The sequence below is a fragment of the Paenibacillus montaniterrae genome (genome assembly GCF_018403185.1).
Lineage (GTDB): Bacteria > Bacillota > Bacilli > Paenibacillales > Paenibacillaceae > Pristimantibacillus > Pristimantibacillus montaniterrae.
The window spans coordinates 79,082-103,705 of record NZ_BOSE01000005.1 but is presented as its reverse complement, the minus strand read 5'-3'; the positions used below and the strand labels follow the sequence as shown (position 1 = coordinate 103,705).

At 47.7% G+C, this 24,624-nt stretch carries 16 protein-coding genes; 5 read left to right on the top strand and 11 right to left on the bottom strand.

All coding sequences use genetic code 11. From position 1 onward, the window contains the following. Nucleotides 1-9: 9 nt before the first annotated feature. The 7 genes from KJS52_RS14325 to KJS52_RS14295 form a co-directional block, all read right to left on the bottom strand. Complete coding sequence (locus KJS52_RS14325) at nt 10-3,564, bottom strand: carbohydrate binding domain-containing protein (RefSeq protein ID WP_246563567.1); 3,555 nt, start codon at nt 3,562-3,564, stop codon at nt 10-12. A gap of 304 nt (nt 3,565-3,868) precedes the next feature. Next, nucleotides 3,869-4,048, bottom strand: coding sequence for a type II toxin-antitoxin system antitoxin (locus tag KJS52_RS14320; protein WP_213516375.1), 180 nt, complete (start codon nt 4,046-4,048; stop codon nt 3,869-3,871). Nucleotides 4,049-4,063: 15 nt separating this feature from the next. Next, nucleotides 4,064-4,930 (bottom strand): SPFH domain-containing protein, encoded by an 867-nt coding sequence (locus KJS52_RS14315; RefSeq protein ID WP_213516373.1) that lies wholly within the window; start codon nt 4,928-4,930, stop codon nt 4,064-4,066. 157 nt (nt 4,931-5,087) lie between these two features. After that, nucleotides 5,088-7,460 carry an ABC transporter permease gene (locus KJS52_RS14310; RefSeq protein ID WP_213516371.1) on the bottom strand — a complete coding sequence of 791 codons (2,373 nt, stop codon included), beginning with the start codon at nt 7,458-7,460 and terminating at the stop codon, nt 5,088-5,090. Nucleotides 7,461-7,465: 5 nt separating this feature from the next. Continuing rightward, the gene (locus KJS52_RS14305; RefSeq protein ID WP_213516369.1) at nt 7,466-8,224 is read right to left on the bottom strand and encodes an ABC transporter ATP-binding protein; all 759 of its coding nucleotides are present in this window, start codon (nt 8,222-8,224) and stop codon (nt 7,466-7,468) included. An 86-nt stretch (nt 8,225-8,310) separates the two neighbouring features. Next, nucleotides 8,311-9,801, bottom strand: a complete 1,491-nt coding sequence (locus tag KJS52_RS14300) for a sensor histidine kinase (protein ID WP_213516367.1) — start codon at nt 9,799-9,801, stop codon at nt 8,311-8,313. Between the two features lies 1 nt (nt 9,802). Further along, the gene (locus tag KJS52_RS14295; RefSeq protein ID WP_213516360.1) at nt 9,803-10,597 is read right to left on the bottom strand and encodes a response regulator transcription factor; all 795 of its coding nucleotides are present in this window, start codon (nt 10,595-10,597) and stop codon (nt 9,803-9,805) included. A 349-nt stretch (nt 10,598-10,946) separates the two neighbouring features. Between KJS52_RS14295 and KJS52_RS14290 the strand changes: the two genes are divergently transcribed. Continuing rightward, on the top strand, nt 10,947-11,384 hold the full coding sequence (locus tag KJS52_RS14290; protein ID WP_246563566.1) for a disulfide oxidoreductase: 438 nt from the start codon (nt 10,947-10,949) through the stop codon (nt 11,382-11,384). A gap of 71 nt (nt 11,385-11,455) precedes the next feature. Here KJS52_RS14290 and KJS52_RS14285 read toward each other — a convergent pair whose 3' ends face one another. The 4 genes from KJS52_RS14285 to KJS52_RS14270 all read right to left on the bottom strand — a co-directional run bounded on the left by KJS52_RS14285 (nt 11,456) and on the right by KJS52_RS14270 (nt 17,621). Next, nucleotides 11,456-12,007: a nitroreductase family protein gene (locus tag KJS52_RS14285; protein WP_213516352.1), complete on the bottom strand. Its 552-nt coding sequence runs from the start codon at nt 12,005-12,007 to the stop codon at nt 11,456-11,458. Next, a complete protein-coding gene (locus KJS52_RS14280) occupies nt 12,004-13,023 on the bottom strand; it encodes an ABC transporter substrate-binding protein (protein ID WP_213516350.1) in 1,020 nt (339 codons plus the stop codon). Before KJS52_RS14280 ends, KJS52_RS14285 begins: the two co-directional genes overlap by 4 nt. 113 nt (nt 13,024-13,136) lie before the next feature. Next, nucleotides 13,137-14,306: a helix-turn-helix domain-containing protein gene (locus KJS52_RS14275; RefSeq protein WP_213516348.1), complete on the bottom strand. Its 1,170-nt coding sequence runs from the start codon at nt 14,304-14,306 to the stop codon at nt 13,137-13,139. 189 nt (nt 14,307-14,495) lie between these two features. Next, nucleotides 14,496-17,621: a hybrid sensor histidine kinase/response regulator gene (locus tag KJS52_RS14270; protein WP_213516346.1), complete on the bottom strand. Its 3,126-nt coding sequence runs from the start codon at nt 17,619-17,621 to the stop codon at nt 14,496-14,498. Nucleotides 17,622-17,820: 199 nt separating this feature from the next. Here KJS52_RS14270 and KJS52_RS14265 point away from each other — a divergent pair, with 199 nt between their 5' ends. From KJS52_RS14265 to KJS52_RS14250, 4 genes are all read left to right on the top strand, one after another. Beyond that, nucleotides 17,821-19,599 (top strand): sensor histidine kinase, encoded by a 1,779-nt coding sequence (locus tag KJS52_RS14265; protein WP_213516344.1) that lies wholly within the window; start codon nt 17,821-17,823, stop codon nt 19,597-19,599. Between the two features lie 30 nt (nt 19,600-19,629). After that, the gene (locus KJS52_RS14260; RefSeq protein ID WP_213516342.1) at nt 19,630-21,243 is read left to right on the top strand and encodes a response regulator transcription factor; all 1,614 of its coding nucleotides are present in this window, start codon (nt 19,630-19,632) and stop codon (nt 21,241-21,243) included. A 501-nt stretch (nt 21,244-21,744) separates the two neighbouring features. Beyond that, nucleotides 21,745-23,445, top strand: coding sequence for a type 2 periplasmic-binding domain-containing protein (locus tag KJS52_RS14255; RefSeq protein ID WP_213516340.1), 1,701 nt, complete (start codon nt 21,745-21,747; stop codon nt 23,443-23,445). Nucleotides 23,446-23,551: 106 nt separating this feature from the next. Next, entirely contained in the window at nt 23,552-24,445 is an 894-nt protein-coding gene (locus KJS52_RS14250; protein ID WP_213516339.1) for an ABC transporter permease, read from the top strand. Nucleotides 24,446-24,624: the final 179 nt, after the last annotated feature.

Here is a 24,624-nt window from a genome sequence, read left to right as displayed (position 1 = left end):
TTCATTCATTTACTTAAGGAATGGGCCATCCTCGCCAATTTTGCCAGGAGCAGCGTTCCCTGGAAGATCCAGCACATAAATGCGCAAATTGCCTTTGCCGGATAGTTCAGCTCTTAAGGTGCCGTTGGAGACATGCTTGACGTCACCGGTAATGGCATCCTTGTAGGTGCCGTTTGGAATGCCGCTGAAGGTAGCAGAGCTGCTGACTGCAACTAGCGCGAAGCTGTCGATGCCTTGTTCAGTATCGGTATAGCGGCGCTTGTAGGCAATTGAGCCCTGGATGCCTTCGGTCGAATACTGTCCTTTTTGCAGAGCAGGAATTTCACGGCGAATCATATTGAGCCGCTGCACATGCTTGACTAGCGGATGCTCCAGCGTTTCTGCTACTGGACCAGAAGCGGATTGTACGACGCCAAAGTCGCTGGCGACAACGGTGCCTTCAATATGATCGCCGAAATAGGCGCGTCCCGTTGTAGCCAGTGCACAGCTCGGGCCGCAGTCAGCTGGCTTGCCAGCTTGAAATTCAATTTCTGAGCCGTAGTAAAGCGTAGGAATACCACGGAAGGTCCACATCAGACTCATATTTTCCGCCCATGCTTCCGTACCGCCTGCATAGCGGGAGTTTGACTTGTTCGGACCGTAGTCGTGGCTGTCCACGTATACAACATTAAAGGTTGCATCATTATAGCTGTCGTCGGAATCCTTGCCGTTCCAGAACGCATTGCCCGCATCGCTGAAATTCATATGCATGCGCATATCTATGACGCTCATGCCTGAGAATTGGCTGTGATCAGGCGTATGATAGCTGTTGCCGTACAGGAAGGCGTTGTCTGACGTTGGCTGATTGCCTGTACCCATGTTGTTCTCGTATTGATATTGCTCAAGCGCCGCGACTGCATCATCCGCACTATATTGGCGCCGCTCCTTCCAGGTGAAGAATTGTGCCGAGTGATTAACGGAGCCGCGATTCCATTTATCGTTTACGAACGAGCCAACCTCGCCAAACATAAAGAAATGCTCGCCTTTTTCGCCAAATGTCTCAATGGAGTGATTGATGGCATCCGGCAGGAAGTGGCGATTCCATATGACGCGCGGAATATGCACTGCCGTATCGATGCGGAAGCCGTCCACGCCCATTTCGATATATTTGCGATATACATCCTTAAGGAAGCTTTGCACCTGCTCGCTTTCGGTGTTGAAGTCGGCAAGATCCTCATGAATCCAGCAGCTGCGAGAATCTTCACCTTCCCAATTGCCGATCCAGCATTGATGGTAGTATTCAGCAGGGAACATGCCCGAGGTAGGATTTGGCCATTGGCAGTGATAGTTGCCGTTGTTCATCGGCAAGCCCCAATTCGCACAGGTGTTGCCAGCCGGCTCTTCCGTTGACCACAGATCGCCATTATAGGCTTTGCCTGACGGGTTCGGTACGGTAATGCCATCATATTCGAAGCCGGGAATCGGCTCGTCATAGTACCAGCTCCATTTGCTGTCGCGGATTCCGAAAACAGTAGGCACAAACAGATTTTTTTCGCCCCAGCGGCTGGAGTGATTGTAAACAACGTCCTGAATAATTTTGATATCTTTATTGTGCGCAGCATTGATCAGATCCTGATAGGTTGCGCCTGGAGACTCCAGCCGCGGGTCGACGCGGTAAAAGTCCCAGCCATGGTAGCCATGAAAATCATAGTCGGAGCGATTGAGTACGACAGGTGTAATCCAGATTGCTGAAAAGCCGAGTGCTTTTATATAATCAAGCTTCTCAATCAAGCCCTTGAAGTCGCCGCGGAACATAGGATCGTTGTAGGCTGCATTGCCGCTTGATACATGCATTTGACCACCCATATTGTTGGAGCTGTCTCCATCATAAAATCTTGCTGTCATCACGAAATAAATGGTATCCTCGCGCATATCCCGTCCCAGCGGCTCTCCTCCAACCGGCGGAAGCGGGGCATCTCCGGTTGTTGCTGTAACAGGTGCGCTTGCTGCAGAGATGTTGGCTGGCTCCGCTTTATCATAGGCTTTAATCGTATACGTATAGGTCGTCTGCGCTTCGGTGGCTGTATCAGTAAAGCTGGTGCCTGCGGTTGTATAGGTTTTGCTTCCGGCTGTGCCGCCTGTACGGGTAATTTCATAGCCGGCAACACCTCTGCCGCCTGGATTATCCTGTGAGGCTTCCCAGGAAAGGGAGACTCGCAAGCCATTGACGGCCGCTATAATATTGGCTGGAACGGTAGGGGCGATTTCATCAGCAGGCAGCGGCGTGCATGGGTTGGCAGCATTGGCCGTAACGACGCCGTTTTTAACCGTTGCCACACCAGCAGGGATCGTATAGTCCTGCCCATTATTATTGTCCCATGCGCCAGCACCGTTATTGAAGGCAGCCTTCATGAAGGCAGCGCTTCCTAAAGAAACGGTCTTTTTGACCCAGCCTGCGCAAGCGTTTTCATTCATGGCAATGCCGGGGGCTGTCGTCCAGGCTGAGCCGGCAGGCGCAAAATGAATGTTGACGGTGCTCCAGCCGCGAGTCTCTGTACTGTAATAAACCTCAGCAACATTGCCTTGTGCTGTCGTAACGGAAAACTCAGGCGAGAAAGCAGATTTATTGCCTGCCTGGTCCTTGGCGAGCACCTTATAGATATAAGTTGTCGCTGGTGCCAGACCAGAGTCGACAAAGCTTGCTGTAGTCAGGTCGGAACGAATTAGCGTATTGTTGCGGTACAGCTCGTATCCGGCAAGGCCGCTGCCACCAGTTTCATCGGTAGAAGGGGACCAGCTCAATTCAACAGAGCTGCTCGTAATCGATGCTGCGCTTAAAGCTGCAGGAGCAGTAGGAGGAGTTGTATCAACTACGGTTGGAGCACATGGACTGCCGCTGGATAGTACGCCATTGTGCAGCTGCACGATGCCAGTGCCAATCGCGTAATCCTGCCCGCCATTATTGTCCCACGTCGAGCCATTATTGAAGGCTGCCGTAATACCGGTGGCGGAGCCGAGATCCAATTCTTTAACATACCAGCCCTCACATGCGTTTGTCATCGCAATACCCGGCGCAGCTGTCCATGTACCGCCGTTAGGTCTGTAATGTATGTTTACGCTGCTCCAGCTGGAGCTGGGCTTGTAATATACCGTAAGCTGAATAGGTTCATTTTCACCAGGAGCGTCGCATGGGTTGCCGGCGTTTGCGATCAGCTGGCCATTTTTCACTTGATGGACACCGCTTCCCATGCTGTAGTTGGCGCCGTTGTTGTTATCCCAAGCGCCAGCACCGTTAGTAAATACGGCTTGGAAGCTGCTGGCACTGTCCAGCTCTACCGTATAAACCGTCCAGTCAGCGCACGCTGCTTGCATAGCAGTTCCAGGTACTGCAGTCCAGCTTCCACTGCCATTATGATGAATATTTACGGCTTGCCAGTTTTTATAAGGGGTGTAGTAATACACAGTTGCGCTGCTGTTTTCCGCTGCTGCTGCCGTTTTTGCAGTAGGGTCGGGACCAACATGGAATGCCAATGAGCACAAAAACATGAAGCAGAGCAGCAAATGAATAACTCTTCTCTTAATCATCGAAAAAGCAACCTCCCAAATTTGTAATGGGTACAATCCTTGCAAGCGATTTCACAAAGGTTTGAGCAAACGTTTGCACAAATTGCAATAAGCTATCACTGCAAGAATTTGTACAATCTGATTATAAGTGCGAGGAGAGTCTTTGACAAGATGGAAAAGTAAGCGTTTTAAAATATATTTTTCAAAGAAGGAGCAAGGCAATTCCGAAAACATTCGTAGTCGTCTTAAGGCTTAAAACGCGACGAATGATGGAATGCTCTGCTCCTCGTGATGTTAGTGACTTTCCAGGTTGCTTGCCCGTTATCTAATCGGAATCGGGGGCTTTTGGAGGCGACTTTATTCTGCCAGACTTGCGAAGTGCTTCGCGTAAAATAAATTCAATTTGTCCATTTACGCTGCGAAACTCATCTGCTGCCCATTGCTCAATTGCCCGGTGCAGCTCGGAATCGAGTCGGAGCAGAAAAGATTTTTTTTCTTTTGCCATTAGTCGATTTCCAAATTAGCTGTACAGCGTTCCCGTATTAATGACGGGCGTTGTGGAACGATCAGAAACAATCGTTACCATCAAGTTATTTACCATCGCTGCACGACGTTCACTGTCAAGTTCAATTCCTTTTTCTTCAAGCTGCTTTAACGCTGCTTCGACCATGCCAACTGCACCGTCCACAATTTGCTTTCTGGCAGATACAATAGCAGAAGCCTGCTGGCGCTGCAGCATAGCGCTGGCAATTTCAGGCGCATAGGCCAGATGAGTAAGGCGAGTTTCAAGAACAGCTACTCCAGCAACGCTCAGTCGCTCCTGCAGCTCTGTTTGCAGCTTTTCAGCTACCTCGTCCGCATTGCCGCGCAAGGTCAAAGTATGCTCTGCAGAAAAGCTGTCGTACGGATATTGCGCTGCAATATGTCGTACGGCAGTTTCACTTTGGATTTCAACAAAGCTTTCATAATCATCGACATCAAAGCTCGCCTTGGCAGAATCGATAACCTTGTATACGACAACAGCTCCAATTTCAATCGGATTGCCTTCCGCATCATTTACCTTCAAGGTTTGGCTGTTGAAGTTGTTGACACGCAGTGTAACATGCATTTTAACAGTAAGCGGCACAACCATCCATAGACCGTCCTTGCTTAAGCTGCCAATGTAACGTCCGAAGAAGGTGATGACTTTCGCTTCGTTAGGCTGAACAATTGTGAGCGAGGTACAAATTATGCCTGCAATCGCAACTAATAAAATGCCGCTGAAAATTAATACGAGGTTATTGTTGTCCGCAGATTGAAAAAATGCAAATGCGCCGAGTCCAGCAAGTACAAGCGCAAGCAAAATTGCTACAAACCCGTTAAGATGCCAAGCCTGTTTCGTTTTCATAGTGCACCACGTCCTTTTTTGATGTTGTTTTGATTTCTATTTGATATAAATATGATATCACTTTTAGAAAAAAAAGTAAATCCCTTGAATGCAAAAAGAGAGGACGTCAAGAAGGCCAGTGAAACTGACAATCTGACAACCTCTCTTTTTGTAAATATTATTCTGCTATGAGCATGCGCAGCGACATGCGCTGAAGGATCGTTGACGCAAGCCAGCAGCCAATTGCGGTTATAAGCGGTACGCATAAGGCAATGACAACCAGATAGGCAGGCTCCACAATGAGCGGCAGTTTTTCGATGCCATAGTTGGAGAGCAAGCCGCGCAGCATTGCAGGCAGTAAATAGATGCCGCAGACAACGCCTGTCAATGCGCCTATTACTGCAATACTCGCAGTGCCAATCGTCAAGGCGCGGCGAATCGATGTTATTGTCAGTCCTAAAGATGCGTAGATTCCATACGTTTTTATGTCCTTGCGCAAGCCGAGGCGGCAATTGCTGTAAACAATCAAGCAGGTAATGGCGCTAAACAATATCGCCATCATCAGCATCGGAATGAGCAGAACGCCCGCCGCTTCTTTAAATACGGAGTCGAGCAGTGTTTGCTGCGTTACAACCTGTACATCAGGAGCAAAGCGACTGCTTAAATCGTGCACAAGCCTGTCGGCATCTGCGCCTTCGCTTAATTCAATAAAGCCCGAATCAAGCACAAATTGCTGGACCAGTTCGCGGCTAATCCGCGCGGTGTTGGACATGTTGGAAATCGACTGAAAAATGCCTGTCACAAGCAGTTGATGCTGCTTTCCTTCTATAAAAATGTTGATTGTATCGCCAACTTCTTTTTGTAGCTGACGTGCAATATTGACGCCGATTGAAATCTCATTGTAAAGCTGCGGGTTTCGTCCTTCTAAAGAGGCTAACCCCAGCTCATCCATGCTGCCATCAACAACGGTTAGCGGCAGGCTGAACGTTTGTCCGTCCACAGTGTCGGTGTGCGGAATAACGCCTGTTGCCGAGCCAGTCCAATTAATGCTGCGCACAGCCTCGTTGCTTTGCACAGCCCGCTCGATTTCCTGAATAAGCGGTTCGCTGTTATTAATGACGATAATCGAGATATCATTATTGTCATAGCCCCATTGCGGTGCGGTTTGACTGATGTTGTAAATGCTGGTCACCAGACTAGTGCCGAAAACGAGCACGGCAGTAGTAATGGTTGCAAGCAGAAAAATAAGAAGGCTTCCTTTTTTATTGCTGCTTATTTGCTTCCAGCCTATTAGAGCCGGCACTGATAAATGCTCCAGCCATTTGCTGCTGGTAGAAGCGCGGTGCGTGCGGCTGTGGCTCTGCTCTGACATGCCGTAGCGAATTCCTTGAATCGGCTCCACCTGACGGGCCTTCCAGGCATATCGCCAGGCGCAGAGCACAATAATGAGCAGCAAAGCCGCTCCGACTCCCCAAAATATGGCGGCTGTATTCGCGGTTACAGGAGCATAGTCGGTTTTCAGCAAGGACAGCGAGCTTTGCACAACAAGGTCAGACAACAGCTTGCCGCCAACGAGAGCAGGAGCGATAGCGGCGACCGCCAGCAGACTATACTGCAGCAGATAAACCCCAATAATTTGCGAGCTTAACATGCCAAGCGATTTGGTAATGCCGATCGTGCGGTAGCTTGCCAGAATCGTATCCGTAATCGTAAAGCCAATCGTAAACAGCGCAATGACAATCATGACAGCGCCGAGAAAGCACATTACAAAGCCGATCACCTTATTCAATATAAAATAGAAGGAAAACAGCTCATTGTAGGAGGTGCGCGATTCGAGAAATGGCGAGCCGAGATCGTTCTCAAAGCGCTGCCAGTAGCTGGAGCTTTGCTCAAGCTGGTCATAGCGCAAAGCAAGCATATACTTCTCGTTGCCTGCAATGCGTGGCGACAGGCTCGCATAATCTTCTTCGCTCATCCAAATACGTGCCGTTGTAGAAAACGGGCCGCCATGCGACAAGTCGATCACAACAGCGCTAATTTTATAGGATACAGGCTCTGATCCGGCAGCGAACATAAGCTCATCGCCAACAGCCATGTCGTATTTGTAGGCGAGCGAGGTTGGCACCCAAACTGTGCCGGCTTCCGGCGCATCGAGCGTTGCAGGTCCTTGCGCGGGCAACAGATTGTCTACGCCAAGCGGCATGTCAGGCGTACTCATCATATACAAATACAGGTTCGTCAGCTCATCGCCGTTGTAGGCAAGTCCTGTCCACGGCTTGTAGGGAAGCAATCGGGAGCTGTGCACACCTCCCTGCTGAGCCCACCAATCGGCAACCTTGACTTGATCATGCAGACCTTCTGTCAAATTAATAATTTCATGTGCGCCAAACGCAGCCATGTGCCGCTTGGAGAAAATATCCTGGGAATTCATAATGACGGCAACGGCTGTGCTAATGAGCAGCGTCGACAAAGCGATGAGCAGGGCAATCAAGGCATTTTGCATTTTTTTTCGCCGCAAATTGCCCCAGCAAAGCGTCAGCATTGCGAGCATCCCGCTCAACCCCTTCCCGTAACGTACGCAAAGATCATCTCTTCGCGCGCCGAGGTTTGCTCTGGAGTATAAGGGCCCATGTCGAGCGTTCCGCCAATTTTGCCATCCCGAATATAAATGAGACGGCTGCCGCGGCAGGCCGCTTTAATGTCGTGGGTCACCATCAGAATGCACTGGCCTCTTTCATGCATCGCCGTTAAAATATCGAGCACAGCCACGCCTTGCTCGTAATTGAGACTGCCTGTCGGCTCATCGGCAAACAGCAGCTTCGGCTCATTGATCAGCGCTCTGGCAATGGCAGCGCGCTGCTGTTGTCCGCCGGAAACCTCAGAAGGAAGCCTGCTCGCTTGCTTGCTTAGCTTCAGCTCTTCCATCAGCTTTAGCGCATGCTTGCGCGCTTCGGCTTTACTGCGGCCATTGATGTAGCCAGGCAGCGCGATATTTTCCAGCAGCGACAGATCGGGAATCAGGTTGCTGCTTTGATAGACAAAGCCGATTTGCGAGGCGCGATAGGCTGCCAGCGCATTCCCTTTAAGCTCATCCAGGCGCTTATCGCCCACATAAATTTCTCCAGCCGTTACGGAATCGAGCCCGCTTAGCAAATAAAGCAGGGTTGATTTGCCCGAGCCTGAATCACCCATGATGACAGTAAAATCCTGCTGGTAGATGGACAGATCAATATTGCGGATAGCATGGTACTGCTCCTTGCCAGTCATATACGTTTTGCATAGATTAACTGCACGCAGCATAACGTTTTTTGTCATTCAGCATTCTCTCCTCTCATGATGCTCATTATAGAGAGCAATACTTGCACAAATATGACTAAATTATAAACAAAGTATAACAGCGATCAGCTAAGCGGCAGCTTGATGCAAAAGGTCGTTCCTTGTTCGGGCCTGCTATGAAATGTAATCGTTCCGCCATGAGCCTCGACAATATGCTTGCAGATCGACAAGCCCAGCCCGACGCCATGGCGGGGAGGGAGCTGCTCGCTGCTTGAGGCAGGGGCGGCTTGACCTTGATAATAGCGTTCAAAAATAAACGGCATGTCCTGCGGCGATATGCCGCTTCCCGTATCAGCAACGGTAATTTCAAGGGCGCGTTCCTGCTCATTTTCCTCCACCTTTAACGCAATTACGTCACCTACAGTTGTATGCTTCAAGGAGTTGGCGACTAGATTGGCTATGACCTGCTCAATTCGAATTGGATCGATGGCAAGCAAGAGATTCGGATAGCTGTCGGGCGCATCACAGCTGACGCCTGATGTCTCAATATAGTGGGCGATATGCTGCAGCATCGGCTTCAGCACCGCGGCGCTGTATTGCTCCTTCGGATGCACCGCTATTTGCTCCAGATCGCGCAAGGAATGGAGCAGCAGATCATCGACAAGCGCAGACATTTTGCTGGCATTGGCATGTACAACGTCCAAATAAGACATGGCACTTGGCAGATCGGGACAAATGCCTTCCCGAATCGCTTCCACATAAGCTTTTATCGTCGTAAGCGGCGTTTTCAAATCATGCGACAGGTTGGAAATGAGCTCCTTATGCGCTTGACTGTGCGAGGCCTGCGACAAATGCAGGCTGCGAATTTCAACTCGCATTTGATCGAATACAGCATATAGCTCGCCGAGCTCATTTCGGCTAGTCCATTGCGCTTCCTGCTCATAGTTTCCTTTCAAAATCGCTTCAGCATTGCCCTTAAGCGCCTTAATCGGCTCAAGCTGCTGCTGTTTGACGTAACGGTTAATCGCTAGCAGAAGATAAACGAGCAGTAGAAATGACAGGATAAGCACAAGCAAAGCGGCTGCCCTTTGCAAGCTGGAGAAAGGCTGCTGCTGATCGACGGATGCTTGGGGAAGCGCAAACTGAGCATAGCCGACAAAGGTATCGTTTGCCGCATCCAAAATCGGAAAAGCGATATGGTAGGTCGCTGGCTCGGCTCGTGACAAGCGCAGTGCAAAGTCCAGCTCAAAGCGAGGTGAAAGCACGCGTGTCTCCCTATTGCTGCTGTCAGCCAGGCCGGCTCCGCCATCAGCTTGCTGTGAGCTGCTGTCATACAAGATCGTACCGTCTGCTGATACCACTAACAGCTCAGCGTGCTGGGCTTCCGCCCAAGCTGACAATTTGGCTGAAAATGGGGAAGAGTCATCTGCAAGCTCAGCATGCTGATGCTCCAGCTCGCTCACCATGCCATTGGTTAGCACCTTGATTGCTTTGAGCGAGGAGGAAGGGGAGACGTCCTTAAAGCTGTACGCAAGCCAAAAGCTGCTGGCTGCAGCGGCGAGCAGGCATATCAGTGCGAGCAGCATTCGTTTGCTGTACCATGATTTCCATTCCATTTTAGTGCTGCTCCTTTTCATCATCAGGGCTGAACTGGTATCCGACTCCCCAAACCGTTTTTATGTATGATGATTTTGCAGCTTGTGGCTCCAGCTTGCTGCGCAGCCGCCCGATGTAGACGGTAACGGTATTGTCGTCGACGTAGGAGGAAAAGCCCCACACTTGATCCAGCAGCTGCGTTTTTGTAAAAACTTGCTCCGGATTGGAGGCGAGGAAATAAAGCAGGTCGAATTCTTTAGCTGAAAGCGTGATGAGTTGGTTATTACGTTTTACTTTGTGGGATCGCTTGTCGATGGTCAGCTCGCCTGCGCATACGATGGTTTGTTCTGTCGCTGGCGGGGCTGTTATTGGTTGCCCAGTCAGTGCCTGTCCTGACAGTGGCAGCTTTAGCTCTCGTCCAGACAGCTCTAATGCTGCCGCCTCGATTCCGTTGAGCCTGCGCAAATGTGCTTGTATTCTAGCCGCCAGTTCGCTTAGTGAAAAGGGCTTGGTCATATAATCATCAGCCCCAAAGCCGAGCGCAAGCACTTTATCCGTATCACTGCTTCTGGCGCTCAAAACGAGTATTGGGGTCAGCATATTCGCACGCAGTCTGCGGCAAAGCTCAATCCCGTCACCATCCGGCAGCGTTAAATCAAGAATGATAAAATCAGGATCTTCCCGTTCAAGATAGGCATTACAAGAGGAAATATTGTCAGCTATATCAGTGCTGTAGCCCTGTACCTGCAAATATTGACTTACGATTGTAGCAATTTCCGGCTCATCCTCTACAATTAAAACTTTCTTTCCCAGCATCTATGTTTCACTCCCTGTTCAATAGGCATGTGCATGTATTCATTATAGCATGCGCATGCCAAGCGGAGCAGACAGGCACAACGGAAAGCGAAACGATAGACTTTGCACTCCTTTTATAAAAAGGGCTTTACTCATTTATATTTGTTATCGGAGGGAGATTTATGAAAATACGCCACTTTATCAAACTTGGCGGAGCGGCTTTATGGATAGATTGTAACAATAAGTCCAACATTGAAGCCCGCTATAGCTCTTTCGAGCTATAGCGGGCTTCCGCTGTGTTGCTTACAATAAATGTATCTTACATGTTCAACAAGCAGATGGATGCGTCCAGCTGCAATCGATTGAAAGGATGGCAATAGTTATTATGACGAAAAGCGGAGGCTTCTTACTATTTGCTTGGCTAGTTGCAGTAATCGCAACGGCAGGAAGTCTTTATATGAGCGAGGTATTGAATTATGTTCCGTGTGTGCTTTGCTGGTTTCAGCGCATTTTTATGTATCCGCTAGTGTTGCTTTTGGCGGTTGCTGCGTATAAGCAGGAAACCGTTATTCTCCCCTATGTACTGCCGCTTGTGGTCGTGGGCGGAGGCATATCGATTTATCACATTATTATTCAGAAAATGCCCAAGGACAGTGCGATTGCAGCATGTGGACCGACAAGCTGCCAGGAGGATTATTTGAACTGGTTTGGCTGGCTAACCATTCCGATGCTGGCGCTAACTGCGTTTATTCTGATTGCAGTTGCATTGGTGCTTGCCAGACGCTTTGAACAGCAAGAGGAAGCATAATCTCGGAAAAATCTATCAACAGCAAACGTCTCCTGCGACGTTAAGCATCTCAGGAGACGTTTGCTGTTTTGCTATGAATCGATATGTGTCAATAGTTGTTCTATTGTCTGGCGCTTGCGTGGCTTAGGAATACGATCAAAGTAGCCGAAGTGAAGAACGCCGGCAATCCTTTGTCCAGCATGCAGCCCTACTGCTCGATGGAAAGCCGGATCCCAGTTGCACTCATTCGTTTTCCATACAACACCAATACCTTGCTCCCAGGCAAGCAGCTGAAGGTTTTGTATAAGGGCAGCTGTCGCAGCAAAGGCATCCTCCCAATACTTTTGCCGCGGGTCGGCATCAAAAACGACGAGTAAATGCACCTGCATGAGCTCGCAGTATTGGTGCATTGCCCACTTCCCCCAACGCTGACGCATTTCCTCAGAATAAGTTAGCGCTATCGCTTCGGCAAACTTTTTTCTCCCATCTCCTGTGAACATAATAAAGCTCCACGGCTCCTTGCGTGAGTGAAACGGAGCCCAGATCGCGTCATTTAATAGCTTCATGATGATTGAAGGATCCAGCGGTTTGCCATTAAATTCTTTGATTGTTCTGCGCTCGCGAATAGTTTGCGAGATTTTCATGGCTGCTTCGCCCCTTCAACCAGCATTGCCGCTGTTTCCTTCATCGTTTCACGAATCGTAATAATATCTGAACCATAGTACTTGTCTGTTTCCAGCTTATACACATGTCCATTTTGCACGGCAGGCAAACTTTTCCATAATTCAAGCTGTTCGATTTCTTCAAATGCATCTTGGTCTTCTCCTTCATCACGCACAATCAACAGAATATGATCAGCTGCATAATTCGGAAGCATTTCAAGTGAAATTTCTATTGCTGAGCCAAAAGGGTTTTTCTCGATTTCTGCTGCAACTGCTTCAGGAGAACTGGCTTGCAAACTACTGTGCAGCATATAGCCAGCAAAGTTTCGGTTCAAATAAATACGCAGCCGTCCTTTTTCAACACGAAAAATCGTTACCGTCTCCTCGCCAAGCGCGTCTTTAAGTGCTGCTCTGGCTGTAGCAGCTTCCTGCTCATATTCCTTAATCCAGGCATTCGCCTCCTGATCCTTGCCTACCAAGTTGGCTAATTTAGTGAAAATACCATAAATCGGGTCCTGCTCAAAGGAAATATAGTATACGGGAGAAATTTTTTCAATTTGCTCCATCTGCTCTGGATAAATATCAAGGAACACGGTGGGCGCGACAACCAAATCAGGTGCAAGCTCCACGATCACCTCACTGCTCGGAGGATCTCCAATACGAGCTACATCATTCATTTCATCGAATGTATAGACAATCTTAAAGCTGTTGTCTCCTGCTCCAATTGGTTTAATTCCCAGTGCCAACAGCTCGCTGGAAAATTCAGCTGCTACAATTCGCTTTGGAGCTGTTGGAACCTTCAACTCGCGACCCAAGTCGTCCGTAATCAGCCTGGTTGCCGCTGCTGTGGCTTCCTCTGTTGAATTGGGCGATGGTGATGGGGCTGTCGTGCTCCCCTGATTTGCCGTTTCCTTGCCACCGCATCCTGCCAATAGCAGTGTAAGGCATGCTAAAGCAATGAGCAGCACTGCATTGGATCTTTTTAATACTTGCAACATAATACCCTCCTGCAACAATGTGATAGTGATTATTAATCTCAATACACATTTTAGCCTAGGCAGCAAAACGGCTCCATAGCCCTTTATTGCATCTTTAATGGATAATTATGACGCTAGTTTGCTTTAATGAGCAGTTGAGCCGCTTCCTGCATCTGTCTTTGAATCGAGATCGGATCATTAGCCAGCCAGTTTGCCACGTCAAGATGGTGGACGTTTCCTTTTTGCACTGCAAGGAATCTTTGCCAAGCACTGCTTTGCAACATTGTTTGCCATTGCCTATATGCACCTTTGTCAGGCTGCAAAACTACAAATAGATGTTCTGCCTCATAAAAAGGCAGCTCGTCAATGGTAATTACACTGGAATGAAAATACTTATTGCACATGCATTGCATAGCTATTTTTTCAGGAGGAGCAAGTTGCAAGGAGTTGTACAACGGATAGCCCATATTCAGCACGCCATATACTTGCAGCAGCTGTTCCCTAACTCGCAATATCGCAACACGTTCAGTGCCAATAGAGGCGAATACGTCAGCACGCAGCGCCTTGCATTGTGCTTCATATTGTGCTGTCCATGCTTCGGCTTCCTTGGTACGGTTTAAGGCAGCAGCCACTTGGCGCAATTGTGCGTAGATCGGATCTTGCAGCACATCAATATGAATAATATTGGCCAGCTTTTCTATGTCGGGCTGCACCGCTTCATTAGCTGTAATGATCCAGGCAGGCCGCAAGGCTTGCAGTACGGCATAGTTCAGCCTTGGATGAAGTGCATCAGAAATATGTTGTATATGCGCTGAATCATCTAAGGAAATATAACCGCCAACACGCGCTATATCCGCAGCAACAGGAGCAATTCTCAAGGCTTGGCAGTGTCCTAATCCATCTAGAGCAATTATTCTCGGCAATGCGGATTTTGCATAATGAGTTGGGGCGACACCGACGATTTGCTTGAAGCGACGGCTAAAATGATACGGATCGCTATAGCCTACCATATGTCCGATCTCAGCAATGCTGTATGTCGAATGCAGCAGCAACTCCTTCGCTTTGTTTATACGCAATTCAACCAAATAATTCATCGGGCTGCTTCCTGTATATTTGCGAAATATTCTTGAATAATGCTCGGAGTTCAACTCCGCGATTGCAGCTAGTTGCTCGCGCGAAATAGCTCGTTTGTATTCCTTCTCCATAAAGGAGATCGTTCTATTTATTTTGTCTCGGGCATCCTGCACAAAGTGAGAGCTGTGGCGCTTCGCCTTACCAGGTCGAGGTGAAGGTAGATCCTGCATCAGTGAACACCTGCTTAATAAAAAGTAGTGAGTTTGTTAATTATTATAGCACACTATGTTCAAAGTCAGCCTAGTTCATCAGGCGCAGTGTGGTTAACAACAAAAGAAGGGGGCATAAAGTCGATAAAATTTGACTTTATGCCCCCTGGCTCGTTTCATTCTGAACCTCAGCCAACCTCGCACTTTACACTATCTGACAGGTACTGTAAAGGATACTGTGGTACCTTCCCCTGGTTGGCTGTGAATGGTCAAGCCTTGCCCGAATAATTGAATAAGTCTGCGGTGGGTATTGTTTAAACCGATCCCGCTCCTATTTTGCAAGGAAAGGTCCAGCAACCATGTTAAGGTTGCCGGCTCAATGCCAGGCCCGTTATCTTTTACTTGTACAAGCACGCTGCGTTCTCTTTTAACAATATGGATTTCAATGTTAAGCATGCCTGCTCGGTATTGGATGCCATGCTTAATCGCATTTTCTACCAGTGGCTGAATGGATAGCGGCGGTACAAGTACATCCAGGCCTGTATCCATATCCCACATAATTGACAAGCGTTCAGCATAACGGGTTTCTTCAATATACAAGTAAGCTTTTACAAGTGACAGCTCATGCGAAAGCTGGATCAGTTCTCTTGTATTTTTGAAAGAGAAGCTGATGCGCAAAAAAGTGCTGAAGGCATCAATGAGCTGTCTCATTTTTGAATTGTCCAGCTCACTTAGCGCGGCGATCGAATTCAAGGTATTAAACAGAAAGTGCGGGCTGATTTGAGATTGCAAATACGCTGCCTCCAGCCGCAGCCTTTCGTTGTAGGAATGCTTGGTAGCAGCAAGAGCGCGTATGCGATAACGGAGTTCCAAAGCATCTACCGGCTTGGTGACGTAATCATTAGCTCCTGCCAGAAAGCCGGTATAAATATCGGCCGGTTGACTTCGGGCAGTCAGAAGCAGGATAGGAAGCTCAGAGATAGAGAAACGAGCTCTTGCCAGCTTGGTTAATTCATAGCCTGAAAGGCCGGGCATCATTACGTCACTAATGAGCAAATCATATCGTTTGGCATCAAGCAAGTCCAAAGCTTCCTGGACCGAACGCGCCGTTTTAATCTCGTAAGGCTCTTCAGCAAGCATGCCTTTCAGTACATTCAGGTTTACTGGATCATCGTCAACCAGAAGCAGGCTTAGACGAGTGTTGCTGATAAGCGGCGGAATCAACATCGCAGGATCTGTTGCTCTAGCCTTTTCATGAGACGATGACAGGAAAGCTGGAGAAGCAATCCCGGATTCGCCTCGACTGAAATCTGATTCCTCATCGTATGGCGCTGACTTCGGCAACTCAGATATAATGGCTGCGTTGGCCAAGAATAATTGAAAGCTGAATACAGACCCTTTCCCCAGCTCGGATTGAAGCAGGAGCTCGCTGCCATGCAGCTCCACTAGCTGCTTGCAGATGCTAAGCCCCAAACCAATCCCCTGTCCATCACGAGCGTCGTTGTTTCCTTGCTCATACGGATCAAACACGCGATGTATGGTAGCCTCATCCATACCTGATCCAGTATCGCTTATTTGCAGCTGAACATAATTATTATCATATTTAGCAGACACCATAACATGCCCTTCATCGGTATATTTCAAGGCATTGTGCAGCAGATTGTATAGAATTTGAACAAGCCGTTTTTCATCAGCCATAACCTGAGGAAGATCCTCTGGTATATCTGCAATTAGCTTGACCGGCTTTCCTTCTGTTAAATACTTGAGCATGCTGACTACGCCTGGCACGACAGCCTGGATATAAATAGCCTCTTGCTTCAGCGTAATGCGATGCTCCTTGAGACGAACAACATCAAGCAAATCGTCAAGAATGTGCGACATGCGCTGACTAACTGTAACCAGCAAATTCAATTCTTCCCTGCTGCTTTCGGTTAGGTGCTCTCTTTCCTTCCGTTCTATATTTCTTGCAATATTCATAATGCCATGAAGTGGCGTTCGCAGCTCATGAGACGTATTAGCCAAAAACAGATCCTTGCGTTTGTCAGCCATGCGCAGCTGTTCGTTATATTTTATATTTTCGCGAGCGTGCCGAAAATATTGTTTGAACCAATATACGGAAAAACCTACAATTGCCGTGAGAATGTCAATTGGGTAATACATAAGTGTAGAGCTCCCGCTATATCCTGCAAGGGACCAAGCGTAATTGTTAAGTATGGCTAATGCCGACAAAAGCGGAAAAATCAGATCGTTGTTCCTCTTGTATTCCCTCCACAATTGCCCAATTGTAACCAGCAAGCAAATAAAAGGGATAAATTGATAAACTTGAACAGGCCATGTCCGCAGCGCAGTGCTGATCACTGGGGCGGTAGAGCATAAAATAAATACGGAGTAGCCAACTAATGATAGCGTGTAAATCCGCAGCCATTTATTCAGCTTGGATTTAAATAAAAACTTTTGGAACACAAGCAGAATAAGCAGGTTTTGCCAAATAAAAGCGAGCAAGCGAATTTTTACCGACCAGGTATAGTTGATCGGCAACCACGTGAACAGGATATTGTCTGGACGTGCCATCAAAATTATGGCAACAGACAGTGTCATAAGGCTAACGAGCAGCAAAGCATGTTCTTGGCGATTCAGAGTATAAAGAATGACACCATAGAGACAGTGCAGCAGCAAAATGACAATAGTTAGTATTAGTGCTCCTGATGATAAAAAAGCCAATGCATCTATTTGGCTTTGATAGCCCAATAATATAGGCGCTTCTATCCCTCCCTGAAAAGGGTTGTCATAATTGGCAACACGAATTAGCAAGTCAATACTGCTCGTGCCTTCTTCAAAATAAGCCGTTTTGTAAGCAGCGTTGCTGGGACGATATAATTCTGCCTCTGCTGCTACTTTCCCTTGGGCTGGAAAGGTCTTGCCATTAAGCTCCACGATAGAAGCGGATTGAATTTCCTTAATCCAAAGCGAAATCGGCTCTTGAATCGGATCAAGCTGAATGCGCAGCCGATAGGTTCCATAGCCGTATGAAGAATCAGCCTGATCACCGAAAGCAGCTTGCCAATCACCAGGCACGTTGACAAGCTCAGGCGCGGTTGACAGAAAGGGCAGATCTTTTGCTGATACCAGATTAGAGGGATAGAAGAGCCACTCGCCATCAAGGTTCATGGCTAGCGATTCCTTCAAGCTATAGCCTCTAAGATCAAGTGTTCCGCCAATTGCTTTAGGAGTTTTAGCAACACTAAACAAATCTATCCATAATAGCCGCAGACTAACAAGGAGCAGCAAAAAAACAAGAATAGTCATAATTTTAATAAACATGCGATTAGTTTTCATAGCAACATCATAGCAAATAGACAGTGAAATCAAAAGCTGTCAGCCCAAACTTGGTCGATTACCTGAAAAGCAGGGGATTGGCAGGTTATTTTTTCAATTGCATAAAAAAGTATCATAAATATTGATAAAATGTTCTATGAAAACGCTTTATAATTCTGTAGCATCTAAATGATGCAGCTACAGCCAAGAGGTGAGAGGAATGCCCAAATTTAATTTATTTCGCAAAATGCTTACGATTTTGCTTGTAATGCTTATTCCTATTATTGTGCTTTATCTATATTCCAATAAAACGAGCTCCGAGGTGCTGCGCGAGGAGTTGAAAAACTCAAGCCGCGATCAACTGAATTTTTTTCAGCAGCAAATCGACACGATGATTCATTCGATTAGCCAATGGCCGAATCTGTTAATCTATGATCCGGATATTTCCACGCTAAAGGATATTCGCCAGCCAGAGGGGGATTACCTCGATCTTGAAACGATTGAGCTCATTAAGCGAATTCAAAAAAAGCTGAGTATTCAGGAAAATTCTGTAAACTGGGCGAGTCAGCTAACGATTTATTCACCGATGCTGGAGCGGGTAATTACCTCCAGCAAGGTATATCGCTTGGAGCGAGAGCAGCTTGCCAAGCTGTCAGCAGCCGGCTGGCAAATGAGCAGCTTCAATGTGTCGCCAGATAAACGCGAGCATCTGTTTTCGCTAGTTACTGTTTCACCATTTTCCAGCTCCGCCAATCCTGAGCAGTCTAATCTTGTGCTTGAGGTGCAGTTCAGCAGTAAAAATATCGAGCAAATGCTTGATGCATTTCGCGGCGAAGGGCAGAGCAACCCGTTTTATTATGTAAAGCCAGGCGAAATCGTCTATCACAGCACAGCCGATGTTGAGCTTGCCGGCAGACTGATCGAGCATATTTCGCTAAATGAGCTGGAGAAGTCCGGCTACGAAACGGTGCAGCTGGACGGTGAATCCTATCTTGTCAATATGGAGCGTTCGACGACAACAGGCTGGGTGCTGATCGATTATTTGCCTATTTCAGAAATGATGCTGCCGATTAAAAAGAGCAATCTGCTGTTCTATGCTTCGGTTATTACGCTGCTTCTTATGGCCATCGTCGTCGTTTATTTGCTGTATGCTCAGGTGCAGGTGCCGATCAAGCAGCTGGTTACCAGCTTTCAACGCCTGAAAAACGAAGATTATACGGTGAGGCTGAAGCCGAAGGGCAACACGGAATTTACGTTTCTGTTCAATCGCTTTAATTCGATGGTCACCCAAATTCAAGAGCTGTTTCAGCGTTCCTATTTGGAGCAAATTCATATTCGCGAAGCAAAGCTCAAGCAGCTGCAATCTCAAATTAATCCGCATTTTTTCTATAACTGCTTTTCATTTATTTCAAGCATGGCCAAGCTGCAAAACTATTCGGCTATTATCGCTATGTCGCAAAATTTATCGCACTACTACCGCTATACCACGAGGCAGGAGAAGGAGTTGGTCAGCTTGCAGGAGGAAATGAAGTTTATTCAGCATTATCTTGATATAAGCGTAATGCGTATGAAGCGGCTAACCTATCAAATTGATTTGCCTGACGACATGCTCCGTGACATGATTCCTCCGCTATCGATTCAGCCGCTGGTCGAAAACGCTGTCCTGCACGGCATTGAACGTTCTAGTACAGCAGGCTATATCAGCATTATTGCGGCAAAGGACGGGGATAAGCGAAGCGTTACCGTTGAGGATGATGGCAAGGGGATGAGTGAGGCAGAGCTTGTCGCTTTAAGCAAGCGGTTAAATTACCCGATGCAGGAGGATATGGGCTGTGGACTGTGGAATGTTCATCAGCGCTTGACGCTGCGCTATGGGGGAGGGGCTGGCATTGTGCTGGAGCGCTCCAAGCTTGGCGGCTTAAGCGTCAGTATAAGCTGGGTTGCTGCAGATGTACCCGCAAACAATGCTCTTTCTTTGCGCGAAGCCGCTGCCAAATAACACTGAGAACGCTTGAGGAGGAGATCAGCAATGGTCGACATTTTATTGGTAGATGATGAAACCTATGTAACAGAAAGTTTGGCGCTTACGATACCATGGAGCGAGCTTGGCATACAGCAGGTCTATCAGGCAGCATCGGCAGCGGAGGCGCTACAGCTTCTGGAAACAAACGCGGTGCAAATCCTTGTAACGGATATTAAAATGCCTGAGCAAACAGGGCTTGAGCTGATTGAACAAGCCAAGCAAATGCGGCCAGGGCTAAAAACGGTACTGCTGACCGGCTATTCTGATTTTGAATATGCGAAGCAAGCGATTAAGCTTCGTGCATGCGACTATCTGTTGAAGCCGGTTGATGATGATGCGTTCATGGCTTGCATTGCGGCGCAGGTAGAGGTGCTAAAGCAGGAGCGTTTGCGCGAGGAGGAGCAGGCGCAGGCAACGTACTCGCGCAAAACAGAATATACAGTGCTTCGCAGGCAGCTTATGCATGAGCTGCTGCTTGGCAGACAAAGAGCGTCGGCGCATTTGGGCAAGCTGCTGCAGCAATACGAGATTAATATTGAGCCCGAGCAATCCTGCATACTGCTGACCGTGCAGCTTGCGGGGCGATTTCTTGGCATGGATCGTCATTCGAGCGAGCTGATCGAGTATGCGATCGGAAATATTGCCGAGGAAATATTTACTGAACCATATAGTGTGTGGCACAGCAACTCGCCGCATGATCATGTGGCGATACTGATTTCCTTGCCAAACGACAGCGACCCTTCGCTTTACCATAAAGATTTTATTAAGCATTTATGCAGTCTGCTGAAGGAGCAGGTTTCCAGCTATCTGAACGGAGAAATATCGATCGTTGCTTCTGACTGGTTCGTATTTCCCGAACACATTTCCAAATATTATCGAGAAGCAATTACGACGCTTTACCGCCTGCAAATGGACCAGTCGGTCGTGATCATGCTCGATGAAATAAGCAATAAGCAGCAGGGAAGCAATGCTGCACTGGAGGAGCTGTATAAGCCGCCGACGCTGATTAATTTGCTGGAAGGGGGTCAGTGGCAAGCTGCCAAGGAGAAGCTGAATATATTTCTCAATAGTAATCCGCAGCAGCAATATACGAGAGAGCGTTTGTATGAAGCGTTTATCGCGATATCGAACGGCCTCATTTACGTAGCGAACAAAATGGGCATAGATTTGCACAGCATTGACCCGCATGGCGTCAATTTGCTGTTGGATCGTTCTATGCTGCTAAGTGCCGACAGCTTGCACAAATGGTCCGCCGACATGATTGAGCTGCTGTCGATGCAGTATGACGAAAGCGATACGCATCATAAGAAGCATATTATTAAGCAGGTGCAGGAGCTTATTAGCAAGGAGCTTGGCTTAGATGCATCTGTCAAAACAATTGCCGACCGCGTGTACCTTCACCCTGTATATTTGTCGAAGCTGTACAAAAATGAAACAGGCGAAAGCCTGGGCGATTACATTATTCGCATGCGCATGGAAAAGGCGGTTTATATGCTGAAGCATACGAATAAGAAGATTTATGAGATTACTACCGAGCTTGGTTATCAAAATCCGCAATATTTTAGCAAGGTGTTTAGGAAATACTACAGCTGCACCCCACACGAATACCGCGAAAGGTAGAGGATGTTTAAAAACTGGACTTTGATGACGCGGTTTTGCGTTGTAGCGTATTCGGCGGCGAATATGTCACGCTACCGAAAGTTCCGGTGCTCACGTAGCTTGTGCCTACGCTGCGCTCCTCACTTTCTAGTATCGTGCCATCTTCTTGGTCCTGAAAGCCCAATTTTTAAACTTCTATTGGAAGGGTGGTTTAAAAGTTGGACTTTGATGACGATGTGATTGCGTTGTAGCATAGTCGACGGCGAATCTTGAACGCTAGCGAAAACTGCGGTGCTCACGTAGCAATTGCCTACGCTGCGCTCCTCGTTTTCTACTAGCGTCCAAGCTTCTTGGTCCTGAAAGCCCAATTTTTAAACTCTTATTTGAATAGGAGTTTTAAAAAGTTGTCCTTTGATGCAATAGATTGGAAAAGGTGCAGAAATGTTGGTACTGTGTCATAGGCTGGCGGTGGTCCCCATTTTATAATCAAGTTGTACTTATCAATTGCAAGGGGGAGCTTATATGAAAAGGATGATATGGTCGCTGGTGATGATTATGCTGGTTTCGACCTTGGCTGCTTGTAGCGGCGGCAATAACGGAAGCAATGGGGCAGCCACGAATACGAAGCCAGAGGCGACGCAGGAAGGAAATCAGGCTGGCAATGCTGGGTCTGAATCTTCGTACAAGGACAAATATGATCCGCCAGTAACAATTTCTACGGTATGGGGCATCGACCCGGAGCTGAAGTTTAAGAACAATGAAACGATTGAAAACAATGTCGCTACGAAATGGGCGTTGGATACGCTAGGCATTGACATTAAAACGCTTTGGTCTGTAACCGATTCCAATAATGCTTTTGAAACGAAAATGCGCTTGTCGCTCAATTCTGGAAATGATATTCCGGACGTAGTTACAATCGGCAATGCCCAGCTGGCGCATGAGCTGATTGATTCAGGCTTGTTCCGCGAGGTTGGCTCGCTGTTTGACGAGTATGCGAGCGATACCTGGAAAAATGCGATGGCGCTTGACGAAAATGTGTGGAATCCATATGCAAGAGATGGCAAACGTATGGGGATACCGGTTCTGGATTATGCCTACAACCATGACTACTTGCTTTGGATTCGCCAGGATTGGCTCGATGCGCTTGATTTGGAAGCACCAAAAACGATTGCTGAGCTGGAGCATGTGATGGAGCAGTTCAAGAACAACAACCCAAGCGGCCTGAAGCCCAATGAGGTAACGCCGCTAAGCATTGGCACGAAAAACAAGCTAAGCACGTGGATGGGCGACCCTTCATGGATTTTTGGGGCGTTTGGCACTTTGCCTGAGCAGTGGAATGTTGCTGATGACGGCACGCTTGAATATGGATCGATTCACCCGGGGATGAAGGAAGGCTTGGCACTGCTGCGCGATTGGCATAGCAAAGGATACATTCCACAAGAAATTGCGCTTTGGGATGAGAACCAGACTGCTGCTCCGGCAGTGGCTGGCACAGCAGGCATTATACCTGGCCCGTATTGGATGAGCGGCTGGCCGTTGTCCGATACTGCGACGAATGATCCGGATGCGGTGTGGAAGCCTTATCCGATACCGACTGGCGAGGACGGAACGGCTATGCGCCATGGAACCCATTATACGAATGGGGTAACGCTGATCAGCACGAAAATGGAGCATCCAGAAGCTTTCTTTACGTACCAAAACTACTTGTTTGACAACTATGCAGATCCGAAGGAAGGCAGTGAGTTTGAGAACGGCTTGTTCAAAAACTACGACTACGACATTGCTGATGATGGCACGCTGCTGCGCTGGGAGGACATTCCAGGCGGCTATGTGAACGCGGTTCGCTACTTGCTGGTTCGTGATGGCGCACGTATTCCAGATGCGCAAATGAAGGCGCTAATGAATCTGGCTGATGGCAAAGAGCCTGTTACGCGTCTTGAAAAGGAAGTAAAAGCGGCCTATGGTCTTGAAACGCCAGCAGCAGCAGTTGTTTTGCTGGAGCAGGAAGAAATATCATACAAAAACATGTTTACAGGACCGCCGACACCAACTATGAACAGCAAGCTGGATTATTTGAACAAAATCGAGCTGACTGCATTTAACGAAATCATTTACGGCAACAAGGATATCAATGCCTTTGATGATTTTGTCGCACAATGGAAAGCTGAAGGCGGAGATCAAATTACTGCTGAAGTCAATGAATGGTATAACGGAGTAAAATAACGGCTTCGTACGCAAGCAATGCCCTATGACAAGCTCGTTCAGCGCTGAAAGGATGCTCTGAGCGAGCTTTTTTCAATAAAACAGCATCATGTTAGGAGGCGTTATGATGAAGCGAATGAAGGATTGGCCCTTTCATGTAATGATTTTTCCATCTCTGTTGTTTTTGATCGTGTTCAGCTATGTGCCGATGCTCGGGATTGTCATCTCCTTCCAGGATTTCAAGCCGTGGCTCGGCTTTACCGGGTCGCCATGGGTTGGATGGGACAACTTCAGCATGCTGTTTGAACGCAAGGACAGCGCCCAAGTCATTTGGAACACCTTTATAATTGCCGGCTTGAAAATTGTATTTAATCTTGTCGTTCCCTTTGTGTTTGCGCTATTGCTTAATGAAATCCGCAAAGCTTATATTAGCCGAACGATTCAAACGCTCGTCTACTTGCCGCATTTTCTGTCCTGGGTCATTTTGGGCGGGATACTCGTCGACATTTTGTCAACGGACGGCGGATTGGTAAATCGGTTTCTGGTGGCAGCGTTCGGCATAGATCCTGTTCCGTTTCTATCAAGCGGCAACTGGTTCCGTTTTACAGTCGTTGTCTCCGAGGTGTGGAAGGAGTTTGGCTACGGCACCATTGTCTTTATTGCGGCACTAGCTAATATAAATCCATCCTTGTACGAAGCGGCCGAAGTAGATGGCGCTTCACGCTGGAAGCAAACGCTCTACATTACGATTCCATCGCTCTTGCCGATGGCTGTCGTCGTTGGTACGCTTTCGCTTGGCAATATATTAAACGCTGGCTTCGACCAAATCTTCAATTTGTATAACGCGCTAGTTTATGAGAAAGGCGATATAATTGATACCTTTGTTTATCGGACTGCGATTCTGGAAGGAAAGTTTGGCCTTGCTACAGCAGTCGGCCTATTTAAATCAGTCGTATCAATGGTCCTCATTGTCATCTCATATCGTCTAGCCTACAAGCTGGCAAATTATCGAATCTTCTAGAGGGGTAGTTTAAAAAGCTGGACTTTGATGACGATGCGTTGCTTTGTAGCGTATTCGACGTCGAATCTTGAACGCTAGCGAAAGTTCATGCTTCCGAAGTATGTTTCCTGCGGAAACATTGTAGGTGCTCACGTAGTTCTGCTCTACGCTGCGCTCCTCGTTTTCTACTAGCGTCCAAG